Here is a 16,157-nt window from a genome sequence, read left to right on the forward strand (position 1 = left end):
CCGGAGCGCCGGCCGGAACCTGTTCTCAGTCGACCGTCGCGCGGAAGACGAGGGCCGCGTGCTGGCCGCCCGTCAGATCAGGCAACGTGCCGGTAACCTCGCCGGCTGCAAACGTGCCGCTGCCAGTGACGGTTGCCGTGCAGGCATTGCTTGCCAGCGCAACCGGACCGGTGATGTTGACCGCGCCCGTCTGTGTGAGGCCTGCCGGAACGGGGTCACTGACGAGAATGTCGGTCGCCGTGGCAGCACCGCCCGTATTGGCAACCACGATGCAGTATTCCACCGTTGCGCCCGGAATGGCCTTGGGGTTGGTGGTCCCGTTGACCGGATCTTCGACCACTGCGCTGACCTTGGATGCGGTCAGATTGGCGCCGGCAATGATCCAGCTGCCGGTATCCGAATGGATGCCGTCCGTGGCAACGTCGCCAGTGGCATCGCCCGCTGCGTCGGCGAAGGTATCTTGGACCGCCATGGGGTCGTCCACGTCCGCAGAATCGTCTGCGGTGATCGCCGTGCCGCCCGAACCGGCAAAGCCGTCGATCTGGGTGACGCCATTGGCAAACTGTGCGGAAAGGATCACGCTGGTTGTCTGGCTGTCGGTCGGCAATACAGCAGGCGGGCCAACGGTCACAATCATGTCCGAAACGACATAGACGGTAGCGTCGTCGCCTGAGGCGAGGTCAGCCAGCGAACTCGCCAGGGTGTCTCCCGCGCTGAATCCTGCGACGCCGTCGGTCTCGACATAGATCCGCACATTGGTGGGATCGAAATCATCCGACGTCACTTGCTCTGCTGCGAGCAGGAAATCGACCGTATCGTTTGACAGGTTGGTGACCAGGAAGGTGGTGACCACGTCGGTCTGACCCGGTGCCACCGAAACCGCGGCGGAATCCTGCCATGTGACTGTGACGTTGAGCTTGCGGTCAACCACGAATTCGTCCGTGGCGGTTGCCTGGGTCTGATCGACCCCGTTGACCCGGTAATCGACGAAAACGGTGTTCTCGATCGATGTCCCGGCGGCGACGCCGACCGGAGCGGCTGCTGCGCCTGTTGCGCCTGCCACGAGCGCAAAAGCGCTGATGGAGGCCAAGAGTATACGCTTACCAGACATTAATAGGTGCTCCCCTGTGGTGCCGTGACCTCAGCCTCGGCGTTAAGAAGTTGAAGTTGGTGGTAGTCAGCGAACCGTTGCCGTGTAGGTCACAGCGCCACTCGCGCCGGGCTCAAGCCGGGCCAAAGTCCACCGGACATGGGTGACGTCTGCCAGCTCGGCTGGTCGACTTGCACCATCCTCCAGCGTCACCGAAAGAGAGGCGAGGCGCCCGAACGTTTTCGCTCCGTCGATGGACACGTCGAAGTCACCGTCTTCCGACAATGCCACTGCGCCGGGGACGGGGTTCGTGACCACGAAGTCCTCGACCAGCTCAGCCGACGTGTTGCGATAATTGGTGGTGAACACCACCCGGTCGCCGGGGATCACCTGACGCGGGTCCTCCAGCACGGTCCGCTGGACGCCGTTTTCCTCGACCGTCCGCGCCACCTTGACCTGGCCGCTCAGTTCGACCGCACCTGGCTGCTGCGCATGGGCCATCGGCACCGCGAGCTGCATTACCAGCACGATGGAAAGCGCCACAAATATCCGGTTTAGCATCGTTCGTTTCCCAATCAGTCGATCGCGACCTGGAAGGTCACGGTATGGGTGGTGCCGGCTGCGACAGTGCCGAGGTCAACAGCGATGCCGGCAGCAGAAGCTTCGCCGATGTCCGCGTCGGCGGCGTCAGTCAGGGCGGCGCTGTCTAGTTCGAGAGTGCCGGTCGCGTAGCTGGTAGATGCCGGAATGACGTCGGTAACCAGCAGATCGCTGACTGAGCCAGTGCCGGCCACGGTGGCGGTAATGGTAAAGGTTACGATAGCACCGGGCACAGGCTGGTTGCCGCCGAACGGATCGACGATTGCCGCGCTTTTGACGAGCGACACGGTGGCGACGCTGGCAATCAGCGAGCCAAGATCATCGTCATCGGCGCCCGTGCTGCCGACAACGGCATCCACGCCGCTGTCTCCGGCTCCTGCGAAGGTCGTCCCGGGCGTGCCAGTGCCTGTCTCGGCTTCGGCAAGCAGGCGGACCTGGCTGGTATCACCGTCAGTAATTCCGCTTGGGCTGCTGAACAGAACGAACACAGTGATCGACTGGTCGGGGTCAAGATTGGCCGAGGTGCCGCCATTGGCGAGCAAAGTGTCGATTCCGGCATCGTATACGCCGTTACCGTTGGTATCGATTGCGAGGCTGTCGATGGTCACGTCGAAGTCGTTGCCGGCAATCGCCGGATCGGCGGTGAGCACGAACGGCTCCGTGCCGTTGCCCGAGTTGGTCACCGAGAAAGTCAGGACGGATGAGGAAGCAACGGGAAGGGCGCCAGCATCCTGGGATGCAACGGCCACATCCAGCAATTCGGCAACCTGGAAGGTCACCGTGTTTGAATCGATCGTCTGGCTCGGCCCGCCCGTGGAATAGGTCGCGCTGGCGGTGTTCTCGATCAAAGTGCCCGCAGGCACGCCTGCAGCCAGCGCCGGCGAGGCAAGGACGATGGCCGATGCGGAACCCAGAAGGGCGGCGAAGCGAAGTGCAGCGTTTGTCATGTGCAGCGTAGTAACCGCAATTGGTTAACGAACCGCTGACGAAGCCTTAAAATTCAACTAGGTATTACCACAGGGGATGGTTGATGGCGGACAGGGTGTCCGCAGAACATCTTCCAAAAATGGGGTTTTTCCGGGGTTTTTCAAGCCCGCACCGGAAATTTGCTCCCACATCCGCTCCCACATATTGCGGAGCGACATCCAAACCATGCCATATTTGAAGGCCTGAACATCAAGCAATTGATGGCCATATTGCTGACCCCGTAGCTTCGTTCTTGGCCCTCCAAATGTTCTGGCCTGAACCATTGTGATCCTTGGGGGCCCAAACACGCTGCGCCTGCTGATGCAGAAAAGCAAGCCGGTGCCATCAACTAGGCCTTCGGCAGGATCGGTTAATCGCCCTTAATCAATGCTCGGCACCGAATGGTTCGCGTGCACTGCCTTAAAACAGAATGACCGCTTCAACACTGATAAAAAAATCTGCCGTTCTGGAATCGACCCCAAGGCGGTCATTTTCTCAGCACATCATTCACACTGAAAGCTGCCAGTCGTTCAGGCTAGCGCCGATGGTGCCCATGATCAGAACTGCGTTTTGAAGGAGCTGGAGACGCTGAACGGCGGGAAATTTGGCTTTTGTAACGATGATTGCAAAAGATCAAAATATTGCGCCCAAGCGAAGTCATTTGTGATCTGATCTGGTCGCTCGAAAATATAGTGATCGAAATCATCGATCCTTCTGGTCACGCGGTAGCGGGACTTTGCAACAGGTGTGACGTAAAGACGGATTGCATAGCGAATATTATTCAGAAATTCTGCTATGTTGCTCGCATGGAAGCCGAGTAAATGTGTGTGGAACCAATCCCAGCAATCTGGGAGTGCGCTATATGCCTGGCTCTCATCGATAGTGACACCATTTTCCGCGAGTATGGTCTGCAAGCGCTTGGCTTGGCCACCAAGCCGGAGAAAATTGTGCTTGCCGATGTCGCCGCTCATCCGGATGAAATCGATCCGCTTGATACGCAGATCGAGTTCGATGGAAATGTTTGCGAGCCAAACGCCCTCGACCTCTGCATAGTCCTCCAACCAATCGCTGAAGTCTCCTACGATCCGAGACAAATGGGCGATATCATTGCCGATTAGCGGGGCGTCGCAGACGCGCTGAAGATAGAATAAGCTGGTGTGATCGACAGCCCTGCCGTTCTCCGGTGGCTTGGGCAGTCCGAAAGGAAGCGGGGCTTTTCCACGTGCATTCACCGGCGAAAGAAAATCACGCAGCAAAGTGCCAAACAGCCTAAGCGATTCCGAGGTTTGCGGGAGCAGGTTCGTATCGTGCAGTTTCTCTCCTAGCGGGCAGAAGATCGCGTGATTGACCATGTCGTCGATCATGCCGATGACAGCACTCAGTATGATGGCTTCCTGTTCGATTGATGAGAATTGCATCGTAATTCCCTTTTGCCCTTTGCCGCATCACGAGCGTAAAAGTATCAGAAACCATCTGCCGCACCGCATTCGGCAACGTTCCGGCGCGCATATATGGAACATTGACGAATGAATGAACGTGTAGAGCTTTCGCAACGTATGCTGGCAGAAGCTGAAATTCGGCTTAGAAATTTCACCGCCGCAATATCGGATAAAAAAATCCCAAGAATCACTGATCTCAGACGGTTTGCGCGGCTACTAGAGACGAGCCAAAGAAATATGAAGTGGGTCATTGAGGCCCCGCAATTTTTCAATCTTCGGCACGAGGATGTTGAGTTCGCTCACAGAATGAATAAGGAATTATCAAACCTTCTCAAGACTATTTACGGTATGATATATGATCTACCTCTGCAAAGATCGAAACGAACAAAAAACCTCGATGATACGCAAAAATTTATCAATGAAGAAGGAAACGGCCTTCTTTCTCAAGCAGAAGTAGATCGCATCGATGATTTGATTGACCTACTCGACAAGGCTCCAAAAATTGACGCTGCCGCACTTTGGGAGAGTTCTAGGGAACAGCGCTCGCAAGAAATTTCACGGATGCTTTCTGAGGGTTTGACCTATGGAGAGGCTACCAATGCGCCGCCGATACTCAATCAGTCGGAAGAGAATTTCCGTACCGAATTGAAAGCCATCAACAACGATCTCGTCGAACAAATAAAGATAATCGAGCACTGTCTTGATCGGTGGTTTTCAGTTGGTGAGGCTCCGCCCCCTTATTATGCGTGGCGTGTCGCTGTAATATTGAGAAAGGCGAAAGAGCATGGGCGCGAACGAGAGTTCCTGCGCGTATATCTTAAGAATTTCCAGAGTCTATTTGAGGGCAGGCGGGACAGAATGTTACGGGAAAGGGCGCAATCTCTTGGCCTCGAACCGCCTAAACATTCTAATTGACGTGCATTGGCCGCGACCGCAGGGAGCGGCAAAAATCCGGGGCGGGCAGGGCGGGCAAACGAAGTGGCCGCCCCGACCGGGGCGGCCTCCATCATCGGCGGCTATGCCGCCTTTTTTACCTCTTCGGGATTGGCCAGTTGGTGAAGATAGGCAACCGCGCGCTCGGCATGGGCTGCGGCCTGAACGATGGCGCGGGTGTCGTTTTGCAAAACCCTGATCCAGCTCGCGATGTAGCTGGCATGATCCGGGCGCGGTTCAAGGGCAAGGCCAAGATCGGCGGCAAGGAAAGCTGCGCCAAGTTCGGCCACAAGCTCCTCGCGGGCATAGCCTTCATCGCCCCATTTCTCGCGGCCAAAGCTGCGGTCAAGGCGGGTCTTGTGGCTGGTCCAGTGCACGGTTTCATGGCCTCGTGTGGCGTAGTACCCCTCGGGCTCGTGGAATGCTGCGAAGGGCGGAAGCTGGATGCGGTCGGCTGACGGCATGTAATAGGCCTTGTCGCCGCCATGCTGCACGGTGGCAGGAAGCCGGGCAAAGAATGCCTCAGCGGCATCGATCCGCTCGGCCTCGGGCGCGGGCTCCGGCACAATCTGAAACCGCTCGGGCAAGCCGTCGATCTGCGCCACATTGAAAACGGTGTAGGTCTTCAGGAAACGGAACGATTGCGCTTTGTCCTCGCCGCTCGCCTCGTCATGCACGGTCTTCTGGCTGTCGCCATAGTAGACAATCGCCGCGCCGGTTTCGCCCTTGCGCACCTGTCCGCCGAAGGCCTGCGCCTGCCGGTAGGTCATCCACGATGGGCTGGCAAAGCCCGATGCCTGCGCCTCCATCCACAAGAGGAGAACATTGATCCCGCGATAGGGCTGGCCGGTGGCGCGCAGGGGCCGCGCCCTGCCTCCTGCGGCCATATCGCCGCCGCTCCATGGTTTGATCCAGGGGCGGGTGCCCTGTTCCAGTTCGGTCAGAATGCGGTCGGTGATCCGACTATGGGGGTCTTGCCTCGTGGTCTGTCTGGTCATGTTGCTTACTCCCTTCCAATCCGCGCAGCGGGTCATGCCGCGCATGACCCCTGCCGACCCGGCGAGGGGCGGAGAGAGTGGGGGCAAGGTCCGGTGCCGGGGGTGGTGCGGGCGCAGCGCAGTGAGCCACGGCCCCAAACCGGCACCTTGCAGGGAGAGAGAGGCAGCGCCTCTTTCTTCCTCGAAACAGACGAAACCCGCGCCGCTGGCGGCGCGCATCAGCGGGCGGGCGCAAGCGCACGCCCTCAATTTGCGTCAGGGATGGAAACCCGAATGGGCGGAAACGGCGACGCCGGTTCCGTTGCGCCAGCAAGTCCAGCCCGGCCCGGAGGGGACGCCCGGGTTATCGGGAGACTTCCTCTTCCGTCCGTAGATGGTAAACTCCACAGCAATATCTGTGAGATCGCGAGGGGCTTGGGGAGTTTGGCGGGGCAGAACATCAAAGCATCGCTGGTCGGGATGCGCTTCTACATGCCGCGCCGCTTCTCCAGCAGGTTGCCACGGCGATAGGCCGCTTCGACCTTGTTCTCGATGGTGTGAGCCAGCGCCATTTCGGCAATTGTTCCGTCGAAGTCGGTTTCCTCGGCCACCCAGTCGCGAAAGCTCGACCTGAACCCGTGCGGCACGGCGGGAATTTCCATGTCGCGGCAAATCTTGGTCAGGGTCATGTCGGAAAGCGGCTTGGCTGACCGCGCGCCGGGGAACACCAGATTGCTGCGCTTTTCGCGGTATTCCTTGGCCTTCTCGAAGACCCTGACGGCGGCATCGGATAGCGGGACAACATGTTCGGGCCCGGCCTTCATGCGGTCGGCCGGAATGTTCCAAAGCTTCTTATCAAGGTCAATTTCATCCCACGTTGCGAGCCGTATCTCTCCGGAGCGCGCGGCGGTCAGGATCAGCGCTTCAAAGGCAAGGCGGGCGGCGCTTTCCTTTTCGCGCAGGCGGGTAACGAATGCTGGCACGTCGGCATAGGGAAGGGCGGTGCGATGATTGGGCTTGGCTTTGATCTTGGGCAGCGAGCGGTTCATGGCCGCCAAAGGCAGGGACACATCGCGATAGCCCTTCGCCACTGCCCAATCGATCACCGTCACAATGCGCTGGCGCAGTCGCCGCGCCGTTTCAGGCTTCTGGAGCCAGATGGCGACCAGAGCGTCCCGCACCATCGGCCCGTCGATGTTGCTGACCGCGACTTCCCCGAAATGGGGATAGGCGTAGGCCTTGAGGGTGTTCAGCCACTGGTCGCGGTGCTTGAGGTTGCGCCAGTTCTTCTTGTTTTCGGCAAAGACCATGTCGGCGGCTTCGCGGAAGGTGGGAATGCCAGCTTCCTTGCGTCGTTCCGAAATCGGGTCGATCCCGGCTTCGATCTGGCTGCGCACTTTGGCGGCGCGCTCACGTGCCAGAGCGAGCGAAACTTTCTTCACGCTGCCAAGCCCGATGTCGCGCCGCCTGCCATCTTTCTGGACTCGGCAGACCCAGGATCGTGACCCGGAACGGCCCACAAGCAGATAGAGTCCATCCCCATCGCCATAGCGTCCGGGGAGCTTTGCCGCCTTGACTGCTGATGCCGACAAACGCCCCATCTTTTGCTCCCACACTAATTACCACACGAGGCGTGGGTTACCATGCATTCGGATGGCACGCAATGGAACACGATTGCGCCGACAAATGGCAGAATTCTGCCGTTTTCGGCACAATTTGGATTTTGTTGGGGAGGGCCGGTGGCGGACAGGGTGGGATTCGAACCCACGGAGGGCTTTCACCCTCGCCGGTTTTCAAGACCGGTGCATTCAACCACTCTGCCACCTGTCCGCTGCACCGGCCCGCTAGCTTCAAGCTTCGCTTTTGTCACGCCTCTATCGTGCAGCGGGTATTTGCCGCTCTGACGGGGGAGGCTGTCGAAAAACGTTTGTTCGCCCCCCCGTCTATGCGAAGAAAGGCCATGCTTGCTCGTCGCCTCATTCTCGCCTCCGCCCTGTTTGCCTTGTCCGCTCCGATGTCTGCTCCGGTGCCAGCCGCAGCGCAGGACATGGATTTCGATGCCTATCTCCAGGTGTTGATGGCGCGTGCCCGCGCTGAGGGCGTAAGCCAGTCCACGATCAGCCGCATGACTGAAGACCTCTCCCCCAACATGCGAGTGATCGAGCTTGACCGGTCGCAGCCCGGAACGCCGACCCGGACGGGATTTCCTGCGGTCGCGCCCTATCTTGACCGCCATGTGACATCGCAGCGGATCAATGCCGGGCGCAATGTCCTTGATGGCAGCAGCGGCACATTGGCTTCGATCGAGCGCCGCTATGGCGTGCCGGGAAGCGTACTGGTGGCAATCTGGGGCAAGGAATCGAATTACGGCAGCTACAAGGGCGATTTCGACCTGTCCCGTTCGCTCGCCACGCTGGCATGGGAAGGGCGGCGCCGTGACCTTTTTGCGCGAGAGTGGGTCGATCTGCTGAAAGTGGCTGACAAGGGCTACCCCCGGTCCAATCTGGTGGGTAGCTGGGCCGGGGCCTTCGGCAACCCGCAGTTCCTGCCCAGCGTCTATCTTCGGCTGGCGGTGGACGGCGACGGGGACGGCCGTGCAGACATTTTCAACAATCGGGCGGACACCCTTGCTTCCATTGCGAATTATTTCCGCGACGCAGGCTGGCGCACCGGGCAGCCGTGGGGTGTGAGGACGACTGTCCCCACGAATTTCGACTGGAACGGGGTCCAGCAGAAGCTCGTAGCGCCGACCTGCAGCAGGGTCCATGAACGGCACAGCCGATGGCTCTCAGTCCGGGAGTGGCGCGCACGGGGGGTTCAGCCCCAGGCTGCGATTGGGGATGATGTGATGGCGACGCTGTTCCAGCCCGATGGCCCCGCCACGCCAGCCTGGCTCTTAACTGCAAATTATAGGGTTATCCTCGAATATAACTGCTCGAATTACTACGCGCTGAGTGTGGGGTTGCTTGCAGATGAGATTGCCAAATGAAGGCCTGATCAGGGTCATCGTCCTGCTGGGTGCGACTGGCGCCCTCGGTGCCTGTTCCTTGCTGCCTGCTGCCAACGGTGGCCTCGTGGGCACCGGGTATCCGCTAACCGCAGCGGAAGCGGCAGGCCCGCAGGGTGACTATCCGATGGTGCTGGGAGACCCGTTCACGGTCGACGGCCGCGAATACGTTCCCGTCGATTCCATGAACTACGATACAGTCGGTTACGCCGTGGCCGATCCCGAAGGCGGGCAGGGCATAACCGTGGCGCACAAAACATTGCCGCTACCCAGCTATGTTGAAGTGACGGAGCTTGTAACCGGCCGGACTATTCTGGCACGGGTGGAGCGACGCGGACCGATGTCGGGCAGCAAGCTTATCGCCCTGTCTCCCGGCGCACAGGCTCTGCTGGGGGCAGCAGATAACGCCCCGGTGCGGGTGCGCCGCGTCAACCCTGCCGAATTTGAACGTGCAGAGCTGCGCGCGGGGCGAATGGCCAGCGACCGGATGGACACGCCCGCCTCACTTCTGACGGTCCTCCAGCGCAAGCTTGGCAGCGGGCCGGTTCAGGTAGCCGCCAGCGCCACTCCACCGCCGCCGCAGGCCTCTGATGCGCAAAGCGGACCGGTTGAGGCGGGTAACGTCGAGGTTGCACCGCAACCGGGCGGAGGCCGCCGTCCAAATACTCTTTATCCACTCGGGTCGGGCAATGCAGCTGCCGCCAGGTCTTTTGCGAGCCAGGAAACGGCGCCTGCATCCCGCCCAGCGGCGGCAGAAACCGCTGTCGTGGGCCAATTCGTCGTCCAGGCAGCAGCGTTCTCCAGCAAGGCCAATGCCGAGCGGGCGGCCAACCGGCTTGGAGGGTTCGTTACCCAGTCGGGCAGTCTGTACCGCGTCCGGACCGGCCCCTATGCTTCCCGGGGACAGGCCGATGCTGCCCTCGCCAAGGTGCGGGAGGCGGGTTATAGCGACGCCCGCGTTTTCACAGCAGGTTAGGCCGTCGGCTCCCGTCCGTCGGCGGGAGTCATGCAAGTCAAAGTAGCATTTGCCTCGATCGCAGCTGGCAGTCTTCTGGTCGCATCCGCCGCCGGCAGCGTGGACCCGCGTCCACCGTCAGGAGCGCGATTTGCAGAAGCGGTTCCCACCGACCCGCAAGTACCGATAGCCTATCTGGTCGACCTGTCTTCCGGGGCGGTACTTCATGCCCGCAATGATACCCGGCGGTTCGTTCCGGCATCCATCACAAAGGTCATGACTCTGTTCGTCGCGTTCGAGATGATCGCAGCCGGCGAACTCGATCCATCCCAGCACTTTCCGATTTCGGATCAGGCATTCAGCGCCTGGGACAATGTTGGGTCGACCATGTTCATAACTGCCGGATCGACAGTGAGTGTCGACAATCTGCTGCGCGGGATCGCCACTGTGTCTGCCAACGACGGCTCGGTTGTTCTTGCAGAGGGAGCGGCCGGATCGGTTGCCGGATGGGTGGCCCGGATGAACGTGGCCGCGCGCGAGTTGGGCATGCGCGACAGCCATATCGGCACGCCCAACGGCTGGGCAGACGAAGGCCGTACCTTCACGTCTGCCCGGGATCTGGCCGTGCTGGGCAGCGCCATGATCAGCCGGCATCCCGAACTCTATGCACGCTACATCGGGCAAGCCGAGTTCAGCTACAATGGAATTTCCCAGCCGAATCGCGATCCGATAAGCGGGTCCGTTAATGGCGCCGATGGCATCAAGACGGGGTTCACCAATCAGGCCGGGCATGGGTTCCTGGGATCGGCCGTGCGTGACGGGCGGCGGCTGATGATGGTGGTGGCCGGGGCAGAATCCAACCGCGCGCGCAACCGTCTGGCGCGGGACCTTATCGAGTGGGGGTTCGCCCGCACCCGCGCGCGCGTGCTGTTCGCCAGCGGGGAAGTGATTGGCCAGGCGCTTGTGCAGGGGGGGGAGGTGCTTTCGGTGCCGCTCATGGCCGGAAATTCACCGATAAGTGCCGCGCAACCTGATGCGTCCGGGAACCCGGACGTGACGCTCACCATACGCTACGATGGCCCCTTGCGCGCGCCGATCGCCGAGGGTGAAAAGGTCGCCGACCTCGAAATCTCGGTTGCCGGGATGCCTACATCCCACGCCCCGCTCTATGCCGCACAGGACGTCGGAAAAGCCGGTTCGATTACGCGGTTTAAAAACGGATTAGCCGGACTTTTCAGGTGGTAGAGCGCGGAACCTTTATTGCATTCGAGGGTGGGGAGGGCACCGGGAAATCGACCCAGGCGCGGCTCCTGGTGGCGGCACTTGCGGAGCGCGGTTTCGATGTCGTCGCTACCCGCGAGCCCGGCGGCACACCCGGAGCGGAAGCAATCCGCACCTTGCTCCTCGCTCCACCAGGGGACGGGTGGTATCCACGCGCCGAAGCCTTGTTGTTTGCTGCTGCCCGCTCCGATCATGTCGACCGCTTGATCCTGCCGGCGCTGGAACGTGGCGCGTGGGTCATCAGTGACCGGTTTGTGGACTCGAGCAGGGCTTATCAGGGCGGTGCAGGCGGGCTGGGCGATGAAACCATTGTTGCGCTCCACCAGTTGGGCAGTGGCGGAGTCCGGCCGGATTGCACTGTGCTCGTCGACGTTGACGCTGGCACCGTCAGCGCCCGGCTTGCCCAGCGAGACGGCGGTGACAGTGACGCCATCGGCGGCCGCGACGCGGCCTATCATGCGCAGGTTGCCGCCAGCTTCAGAGCGCTGGCCCAGGGCGATCCGGGCGCATTCCGGGTGGTAGATGGCAATGGTACGCCGGAAGAGGTTCACAGCCGCGTCCTTCAAGCCCTGGGCCATATGCTGGAACCAGCCGCATGACCTTGCTCGGGCACGAGGACGCCTGGAACCAGTGGCGTGCGGCCATGGCCGGGCCTCGCATGCATCATGGCTGGCTGCTGGCAGGCAAGCGCGGGCTGGGCAAAACCATGTTTGGGCTCGCGGCCGCGCGCGAACTGGTGGCCGAACCTGGCGTCACTCAGCCCAAGGGTGACCACCCGGACATCCTGCTGCTGAGCCACCCTCCGAAAGACGAAAAGGAGGCGAAGAAGCGCGATGAAGGCAAGCCCTTTGAACTCAAACGCAATATCCCGGTCGATCTGATCCGGGCGATGCAGCAACGGCTCGCCACCCGGCCCACGTTGGGTAGCCGGCGTGTGGTGATCATCGATCCGGCGGATGACATGGAGAAGGGCGCTGCCAACGCCTTGCTCAAGAGCCTCGAGGAGCCCCCCCAGGGGACTTTCTTCCTGCTCGTGGCTCATCAACCGGCGCGACTGCTCCCGACGATCCGCTCGCGCTGCCGGGTCCTGCGTTTCTCCGGCTTGCCGGACGATACCATCAATCGGTGGCTGGCAGAGGCGGCGCCCGATGCGGATGTTGCAACCCGTAAGGCTGCGGTCGCTGCCGCAGCGGGCTCTCCCGGAGCGGCGCTTGCCTTTGTCGGGCAGGAGCTCGGCAAGGTGGATGTTCCGATCCGACGGATATTGTCACAGGGCGATCCCGATTTCAGCCTGAGGGGCCAGCTGGCCGGGGAGATCGGCGGTCGCCCGTCGCGCGAGCGGGTTCAGGCAATTCTTGAACTGGCACGCGCTGTCGTGGCAGATGAGGCAGGCCGGACTGAAGGCAGGCGTCTGGCAGCTTTGATCGAAGCCCACAGCCAGCTCGTGACCCTCGCAGGGCAGGTGCCGGTCTACAATTTCGATCCCGGCTTGCTTGCGATGGAAATCGGCACCTTGCTTGCCAATGCCGCGACCGCTAGCGAGCGGGCCGATGTCTGATCCCTATTACATAACCACCGCCATCAGCTACCCGAACGGACCGCCGCATATCGGCCATGCCTACGAGGCCATTGCAGCCGACGTTATCGCGCGGTTCCAGCGGGCGCTTGGCCGAACAGTGCGGTTCCAGACCGGCACCGACGAACACGGCCTCAAGATGGCCCGCAAGGCTGCCGAGCAAGGGAAAACCGCGCGCGAACTGGCTGATGAAATGTCGGCCTATTTCCAGCAGATGTGCGCCGCTCTTGATATCAGTCATGACCGTTTCATCCGCACCGTGGAGGACGATCATCACCGGGCCAGCCAGGCAATCTGGCAGGCGATGGAGGCCAACGGCGATCTCTACCTCGATCGCTACGAAGGCTGGTATTCTGTCCGGGACGAGGCGTTCTACGACGAAAAGGAACTGGTCGACGGCGAGGGTGGAGAGAAACTCTCGCCGCAGGGAACCCCGGTTGAGTGGACGGTCGAAGAGTCCTGGTTCTTCCGCCTTTCGCGCTATCAGCAGCCTTTGCTCGAATTGCTTCGGAGCCCAGGCTTCCTCGAGCCTGAAAGCCGCCGCAATGAAATGGTGGCCTTCGTGTCTGGCGGATTGCGCGATCTCTCGATCAGTCGCACCAGCTTCGACTGGGGTGTCAAGGTTCCCGGCAGTGACGGTCATGTCATGTACGTCTGGGTCGATGCGCTGACCAACTACCTGACCGGGTTAGGTTATCCTGATGATACAGAGCTCTGGCGGACGTTCTGGCCAGCGAATCTGCACTTGATCGGCAAGGACATCGTGCGGTTTCACACGATCTATTGGCCTGCTTTCCTGTTGAGTGCCGGCCTGCCCTTGCCGGAGAAAGTCTTCGGCCACGGCTTCCTGCTCAATCGGGGCCAGAAGGAATCAAAGTCGCTCGGAAATGTGACTGATCCGTTGGCGCTGGCCGAAAGGTTCGGGGTCGATCCGCTGCGCTATTTCCTCATGCGCGAAGTCGCTTTCGGGCAAGATGGCAGCTATTCGCCTGAAGCCATTGTCACGCGGGCCAATGCGGAACTGGCGAACAGCTTTGGCAATCTCGCACAACGAACTCTCTCCATGATTTTCAAGAACATGGACGGGCATATTGAGGCGGGGCTTCCTCTTTCGGAAGCCGATGTCCAGCTTGCCGCTGTTGTCGATGAGGCATGCCAAATTGTCCTTCCGCGGGAGTTCGAGGGGCTGAATTTTTCGGTGGGCCTCGAAGAGTGGATGCGGGCGGTGTTCGCCTGCAACCAGTATGTCGATGAACAGGCACCCTGGGCGCTGCGCAAAACCGACCCCGACCGGATGAATGCGGTTCTGATGACGCTGTTCCGGCAGGTCCGCACCCTGGCAATTGCGGTCCGTCCGGTCGTCCCGGGCTCGGTCGATCGCCTGCTCGATCAGATGGGCGTGCCCGCCAGAGAGCGCGATTTTGCCGCGCTCGCTGATCCGGACTGGCTGGAACGCCTGGCTGCATCAAGCTTCGTGCTTGATAAACCGGAAGGCGTTTTCCCCAGGCTGGACATGCCGGAGGACGAGGCAGCCTGATGTTGATCGACAGCCATTGCCATCTTGAATATCGCGGGCTGGTGGATGACCAGCCTGCCGTGCTGGCGCGGGCGCGCCAAGCCGGGGTGGGGGGCTTCCTCAACATTTCGACCCGCCTGAGCGAATGGGACCGGGTGATCGCAACCGCCGAGCGAGAGCCCGATGTCTGGGCCAGCGTTGGCATCCACCCGCACGAAGCAGACCAGCACGCCGATCTTGGCGCCGAGTCCCTGCGCAAGGCGACCGAACATCCCAAGGTGATTGCCATCGGTGAGACCGGGCTCGACTACTATTACGACAAGTCTGACCGGCAGGTTCAGCGCGACCTTTTCCGGATGCATATCGGCGTGTCCCGCGAGACGGGACTTCCCCTGATTATCCACACACGCGATGCAGAGGCTGATACCGTCGCAATCCTTGAAGACGAACTGGGGAAGGGCGGATTTCCGGCGCTGATCCACTGCTTCACCGCCTCAGCAGGTTTCGGTCGCCGGGTGCTCGATCTTGGCCTGACGATTTCGCTCTCAGGTATCGTTACTTTCAAGAATGCCCGCGAACTGCAGGAAATTGCGAAAGAAATACCCGAAGATCGGTTGCTGGTAGAAACAGACAGCCCATTCCTCGCCCCGGTCCCGCACCGCGGCAAACCATGCGAGCCCGGTTTCGTTCGGGACACGGCTGCGTTCGTCGCGGGCTTGCGCGGAATGGAACCATGTGACCTTGCCGAAATAACCACCCGCAATTTCTTTGCGTTGTTCGGCAAGGCGGTTGCCAACAGGTCAGCCACGTGAAAGTCCTGATTCTCGGTTCCGGCACGTCGACCGGCGTCCCGAGGGTCGGGAATGACTGGGGCGAATGCGATCCGGAGGAGCCGCGGAACAGGCGAACCCGGGTTTCCGTCCTGGTGGAAAGTGCGGCAGGACAGCGGTTGCTGGTCGATACGTCGACTGACCTGCGGCAGCAGTTTCTCGTTAACGGCATCGACCGGATCGACGGTGTGTTCTGGACGCATGACCATGCCGATCACTGTCACGGCATCGATGATCTGCGTCCGCTGCGATATGGTCGCAGCGCCGCTATTCCGGGTTATGGTTCGCAGGAGACAGTCCGGCGGCTGAGGCAGCGGTTCGACTATGTCTTTGCCGGGCAGCATGGATATCCGACGATCGTCAACCTCGACACGCTCGATAGGGTCCGGCTTTGTGCCGGGTTCGGGATCGCCCATTGCCAGATGCCGCATGGACCGACTGAGACGACCGGCTTCCGTTTTGATTGTGACGGAAAATCAGCTGCCTATGTGACGGACTTCAGTGCCATTACCGACCCCATGCTTGATTTGTTGGATGGCGTGGATGTGCTGGTTACCGATTGCCTGCGACGAGAGCCGCATCCGACCCACGCGCATTTGGGCATGGCGCTTGAACTTGCGAAGAGGACGCGTGCCGGTGTGACGGTGCTGACCCATCTGGACAAGAGCATGGATTACGCAACGCTGTCGGGTGAGGTTCCGCCAAATGTGCTGGTCGGCTATGATGGCCTGGAGGTCATCGCATGAACAGCTTTGATGCCTTGCAGGTTGTGTCGCTGGTCGCCGTGCTGGTGCTGGTTGTGAGTGCTTATGCCTCTTACCGGCTCGAATGGCGGGAAATGGTCCGGCAAATGCTGATCTGGGGTGCGATTTTTGCCGGATTGACGCTGCTTATCTCGTTCCTTTCTGGCTAAAAGGGAAGGAGCGATCCCGTCGCCTCGGTTAGGCTATTTAACATAATATGTATTATCAATCTAAGATGTCAGGC

Annotated in this window: 16 protein-coding genes and 1 tRNA gene; 10 read left to right on the forward strand and 7 right to left on the reverse strand. The window is 60.7% G+C overall.

The genetic code is table 11. The features are described 5' to 3' along the window. Positions 1 to 25 precede the first annotated feature (25 nt). The 4 genes from U4960_RS08250 to U4960_RS08265 form a co-directional block, all read right to left on the reverse strand. The gene (locus U4960_RS08250; RefSeq protein WP_324260177.1) at positions 26 to 1,063 is read right to left on the reverse strand and encodes a hypothetical protein; all 1,038 of its coding nucleotides are present in this window, start codon (positions 1,061 to 1,063) and stop codon (positions 26 to 28) included. A gap of 114 nt (positions 1,064 to 1,177) precedes the next feature. Then, positions 1,178 to 1,633, reverse strand: a complete 456-nt coding sequence (locus tag U4960_RS08255) for a hypothetical protein (protein ID WP_324260178.1) — start codon at positions 1,631 to 1,633, stop codon at positions 1,178 to 1,180. A gap of 32 nt (positions 1,634 to 1,665) precedes the next feature. Beyond that, positions 1,666 to 2,637 carry a hypothetical protein gene (locus tag U4960_RS08260; protein ID WP_324260179.1) on the reverse strand — a complete coding sequence of 324 codons (972 nt, stop codon included), beginning with the start codon at positions 2,635 to 2,637 and terminating at the stop codon, positions 1,666 to 1,668. Between the two features lie 576 nt (positions 2,638 to 3,213). Continuing rightward, on the reverse strand, positions 3,214 to 4,074 hold the full coding sequence (locus U4960_RS08265) for a hypothetical protein (protein WP_324260180.1): 861 nt from the start codon (positions 4,072 to 4,074) through the stop codon (positions 3,214 to 3,216). A 108-nt stretch (positions 4,075 to 4,182) separates the two neighbouring features. On the opposite strand from U4960_RS08265, the gene U4960_RS08270 reads away from it, so the two are divergent. Beyond that, positions 4,183 to 5,010 carry a hypothetical protein gene (locus tag U4960_RS08270; protein WP_324260181.1) on the forward strand — a complete coding sequence of 276 codons (828 nt, stop codon included), beginning with the start codon at positions 4,183 to 4,185 and terminating at the stop codon, positions 5,008 to 5,010. A 101-nt stretch (positions 5,011 to 5,111) separates the two neighbouring features. On the opposite strand, the gene U4960_RS08275 is transcribed toward U4960_RS08270, so the two are convergent. From U4960_RS08275 to U4960_RS08285, 3 genes are all read right to left on the reverse strand, one after another. Next, the gene (locus U4960_RS08275) at positions 5,112 to 6,026 is read right to left on the reverse strand and encodes an ArdC family protein (protein WP_324260182.1); all 915 of its coding nucleotides are present in this window, start codon (positions 6,024 to 6,026) and stop codon (positions 5,112 to 5,114) included. Positions 6,027 to 6,493: 467 nt separating this feature from the next. Further along, a complete protein-coding gene (locus tag U4960_RS08280) occupies positions 6,494 to 7,606 on the reverse strand; it encodes a tyrosine-type recombinase/integrase (RefSeq protein WP_324260183.1) in 1,113 nt (370 codons plus the stop codon). A gap of 139 nt (positions 7,607 to 7,745) precedes the next feature. Next, positions 7,746 to 7,835: transfer RNA gene (locus U4960_RS08285), tRNA-Ser, on the reverse strand. A gap of 130 nt (positions 7,836 to 7,965) precedes the next feature. Here U4960_RS08285 and U4960_RS08290 point away from each other — a divergent pair. Genes U4960_RS08290 through U4960_RS08330 form a run of 9 tightly spaced genes read left to right on the forward strand, consistent with a single transcriptional unit; the run spans position 7,966 to position 16,083 of the window. After that, positions 7,966 to 8,994, forward strand: coding sequence for a lytic murein transglycosylase (locus tag U4960_RS08290; protein WP_324260184.1), 1,029 nt, complete (start codon positions 7,966 to 7,968; stop codon positions 8,992 to 8,994). Then, a complete protein-coding gene (locus U4960_RS08295) occupies positions 8,978 to 9,988 on the forward strand; it encodes an SPOR domain-containing protein (RefSeq protein ID WP_324260185.1) in 1,011 nt (336 codons plus the stop codon). Before U4960_RS08290 ends, U4960_RS08295 begins: the two co-directional genes overlap by 17 nt. Before the next feature lie 30 nt (positions 9,989 to 10,018). Further along, the gene (locus U4960_RS08300) at positions 10,019 to 11,212 is read left to right on the forward strand and encodes a D-alanyl-D-alanine carboxypeptidase family protein (protein WP_324260186.1); all 1,194 of its coding nucleotides are present in this window, start codon (positions 10,019 to 10,021) and stop codon (positions 11,210 to 11,212) included. Beyond that, on the forward strand, positions 11,206 to 11,847 hold the full coding sequence (gene tmk / locus U4960_RS08305) for a dTMP kinase (protein WP_324260187.1): 642 nt from the start codon (positions 11,206 to 11,208) through the stop codon (positions 11,845 to 11,847). The genes U4960_RS08300 and tmk overlap by 7 nt, the downstream gene beginning before the upstream one ends. Then, entirely contained in the window at positions 11,844 to 12,806 is a 963-nt protein-coding gene (locus tag U4960_RS08310) for an AAA family ATPase (RefSeq protein WP_324260188.1), read from the forward strand. Before tmk ends, U4960_RS08310 begins: the two co-directional genes overlap by 4 nt. Next, positions 12,799 to 14,361, forward strand: a complete 1,563-nt coding sequence (metG, locus tag U4960_RS08315) for a methionine--tRNA ligase (RefSeq protein WP_324260189.1) — start codon at positions 12,799 to 12,801, stop codon at positions 14,359 to 14,361. Before U4960_RS08310 ends, metG begins: the two co-directional genes overlap by 8 nt. Beyond that, positions 14,361 to 15,152: a TatD family hydrolase gene (locus U4960_RS08320; protein ID WP_324260190.1), complete on the forward strand. Its 792-nt coding sequence runs from the start codon at positions 14,361 to 14,363 to the stop codon at positions 15,150 to 15,152. Before metG ends, U4960_RS08320 begins: the two co-directional genes overlap by 1 nt. Continuing rightward, complete coding sequence (locus U4960_RS08325; RefSeq protein WP_324260191.1) at positions 15,149 to 15,916, forward strand: MBL fold metallo-hydrolase; 768 nt, start codon at positions 15,149 to 15,151, stop codon at positions 15,914 to 15,916. The genes U4960_RS08320 and U4960_RS08325 overlap by 4 nt, the downstream gene beginning before the upstream one ends. After that, entirely contained in the window at positions 15,913 to 16,083 is a 171-nt protein-coding gene (locus U4960_RS08330; RefSeq protein WP_324260192.1) for a hypothetical protein, read from the forward strand. Before U4960_RS08325 ends, U4960_RS08330 begins: the two co-directional genes overlap by 4 nt. Positions 16,084 to 16,157: the final 74 nt, after the last annotated feature.

The organism is Altererythrobacter sp. H2, assembly GCF_035319885.1.
Classification (GTDB): Bacteria; Pseudomonadota; Alphaproteobacteria; order Sphingomonadales; family Sphingomonadaceae; genus 34-65-8.

What these genes read in the sequence shown, in the direction of transcription:
- metG (WP_324260189.1), top strand. Translation starts at nt 12,799, where the DNA reads ATGTCTGATCCCTATTACATAACCACCGCCATCAGCTACCCGAACGGA.
- U4960_RS08300 (WP_324260186.1), top strand. Translation starts at nt 10,019, where the DNA reads ATGCAAGTCAAAGTAGCATTTGCCTCGATCGCAGCTGGCAGTCTTCTG.
- U4960_RS08265 (WP_324260180.1), bottom strand. Translation starts at nt 4,074, where the DNA reads ATGCAATTCTCATCAATCGAACAGGAAGCCATCATACTGAGTGCTGTC.
- U4960_RS08270 (WP_324260181.1), top strand. Translation starts at nt 4,183, where the DNA reads ATGAATGAACGTGTAGAGCTTTCGCAACGTATGCTGGCAGAAGCTGAA.
- U4960_RS08280 (WP_324260183.1), bottom strand. Translation starts at nt 7,606, where the DNA reads ATGGGGCGTTTGTCGGCATCAGCAGTCAAGGCGGCAAAGCTCCCCGGA.
- U4960_RS08275 (WP_324260182.1), bottom strand. Translation starts at nt 6,026, where the DNA reads ATGACCAGACAGACCACGAGGCAAGACCCCCATAGTCGGATCACCGAC.
- U4960_RS08310 (WP_324260188.1), top strand. Translation starts at nt 11,844, where the DNA reads ATGACCTTGCTCGGGCACGAGGACGCCTGGAACCAGTGGCGTGCGGCC.
- U4960_RS08260 (WP_324260179.1), bottom strand. Translation starts at nt 2,637, where the DNA reads ATGACAAACGCTGCACTTCGCTTCGCCGCCCTTCTGGGTTCCGCATCG.
- U4960_RS08320 (WP_324260190.1), top strand. Translation starts at nt 14,361, where the DNA reads ATGTTGATCGACAGCCATTGCCATCTTGAATATCGCGGGCTGGTGGAT.
- U4960_RS08330 (WP_324260192.1), top strand. Translation starts at nt 15,913, where the DNA reads ATGAACAGCTTTGATGCCTTGCAGGTTGTGTCGCTGGTCGCCGTGCTG.
- U4960_RS08290 (WP_324260184.1), top strand. Translation starts at nt 7,966, where the DNA reads ATGCTTGCTCGTCGCCTCATTCTCGCCTCCGCCCTGTTTGCCTTGTCC.
- U4960_RS08295 (WP_324260185.1), top strand. Translation starts at nt 8,978, where the DNA reads ATGAGATTGCCAAATGAAGGCCTGATCAGGGTCATCGTCCTGCTGGGT.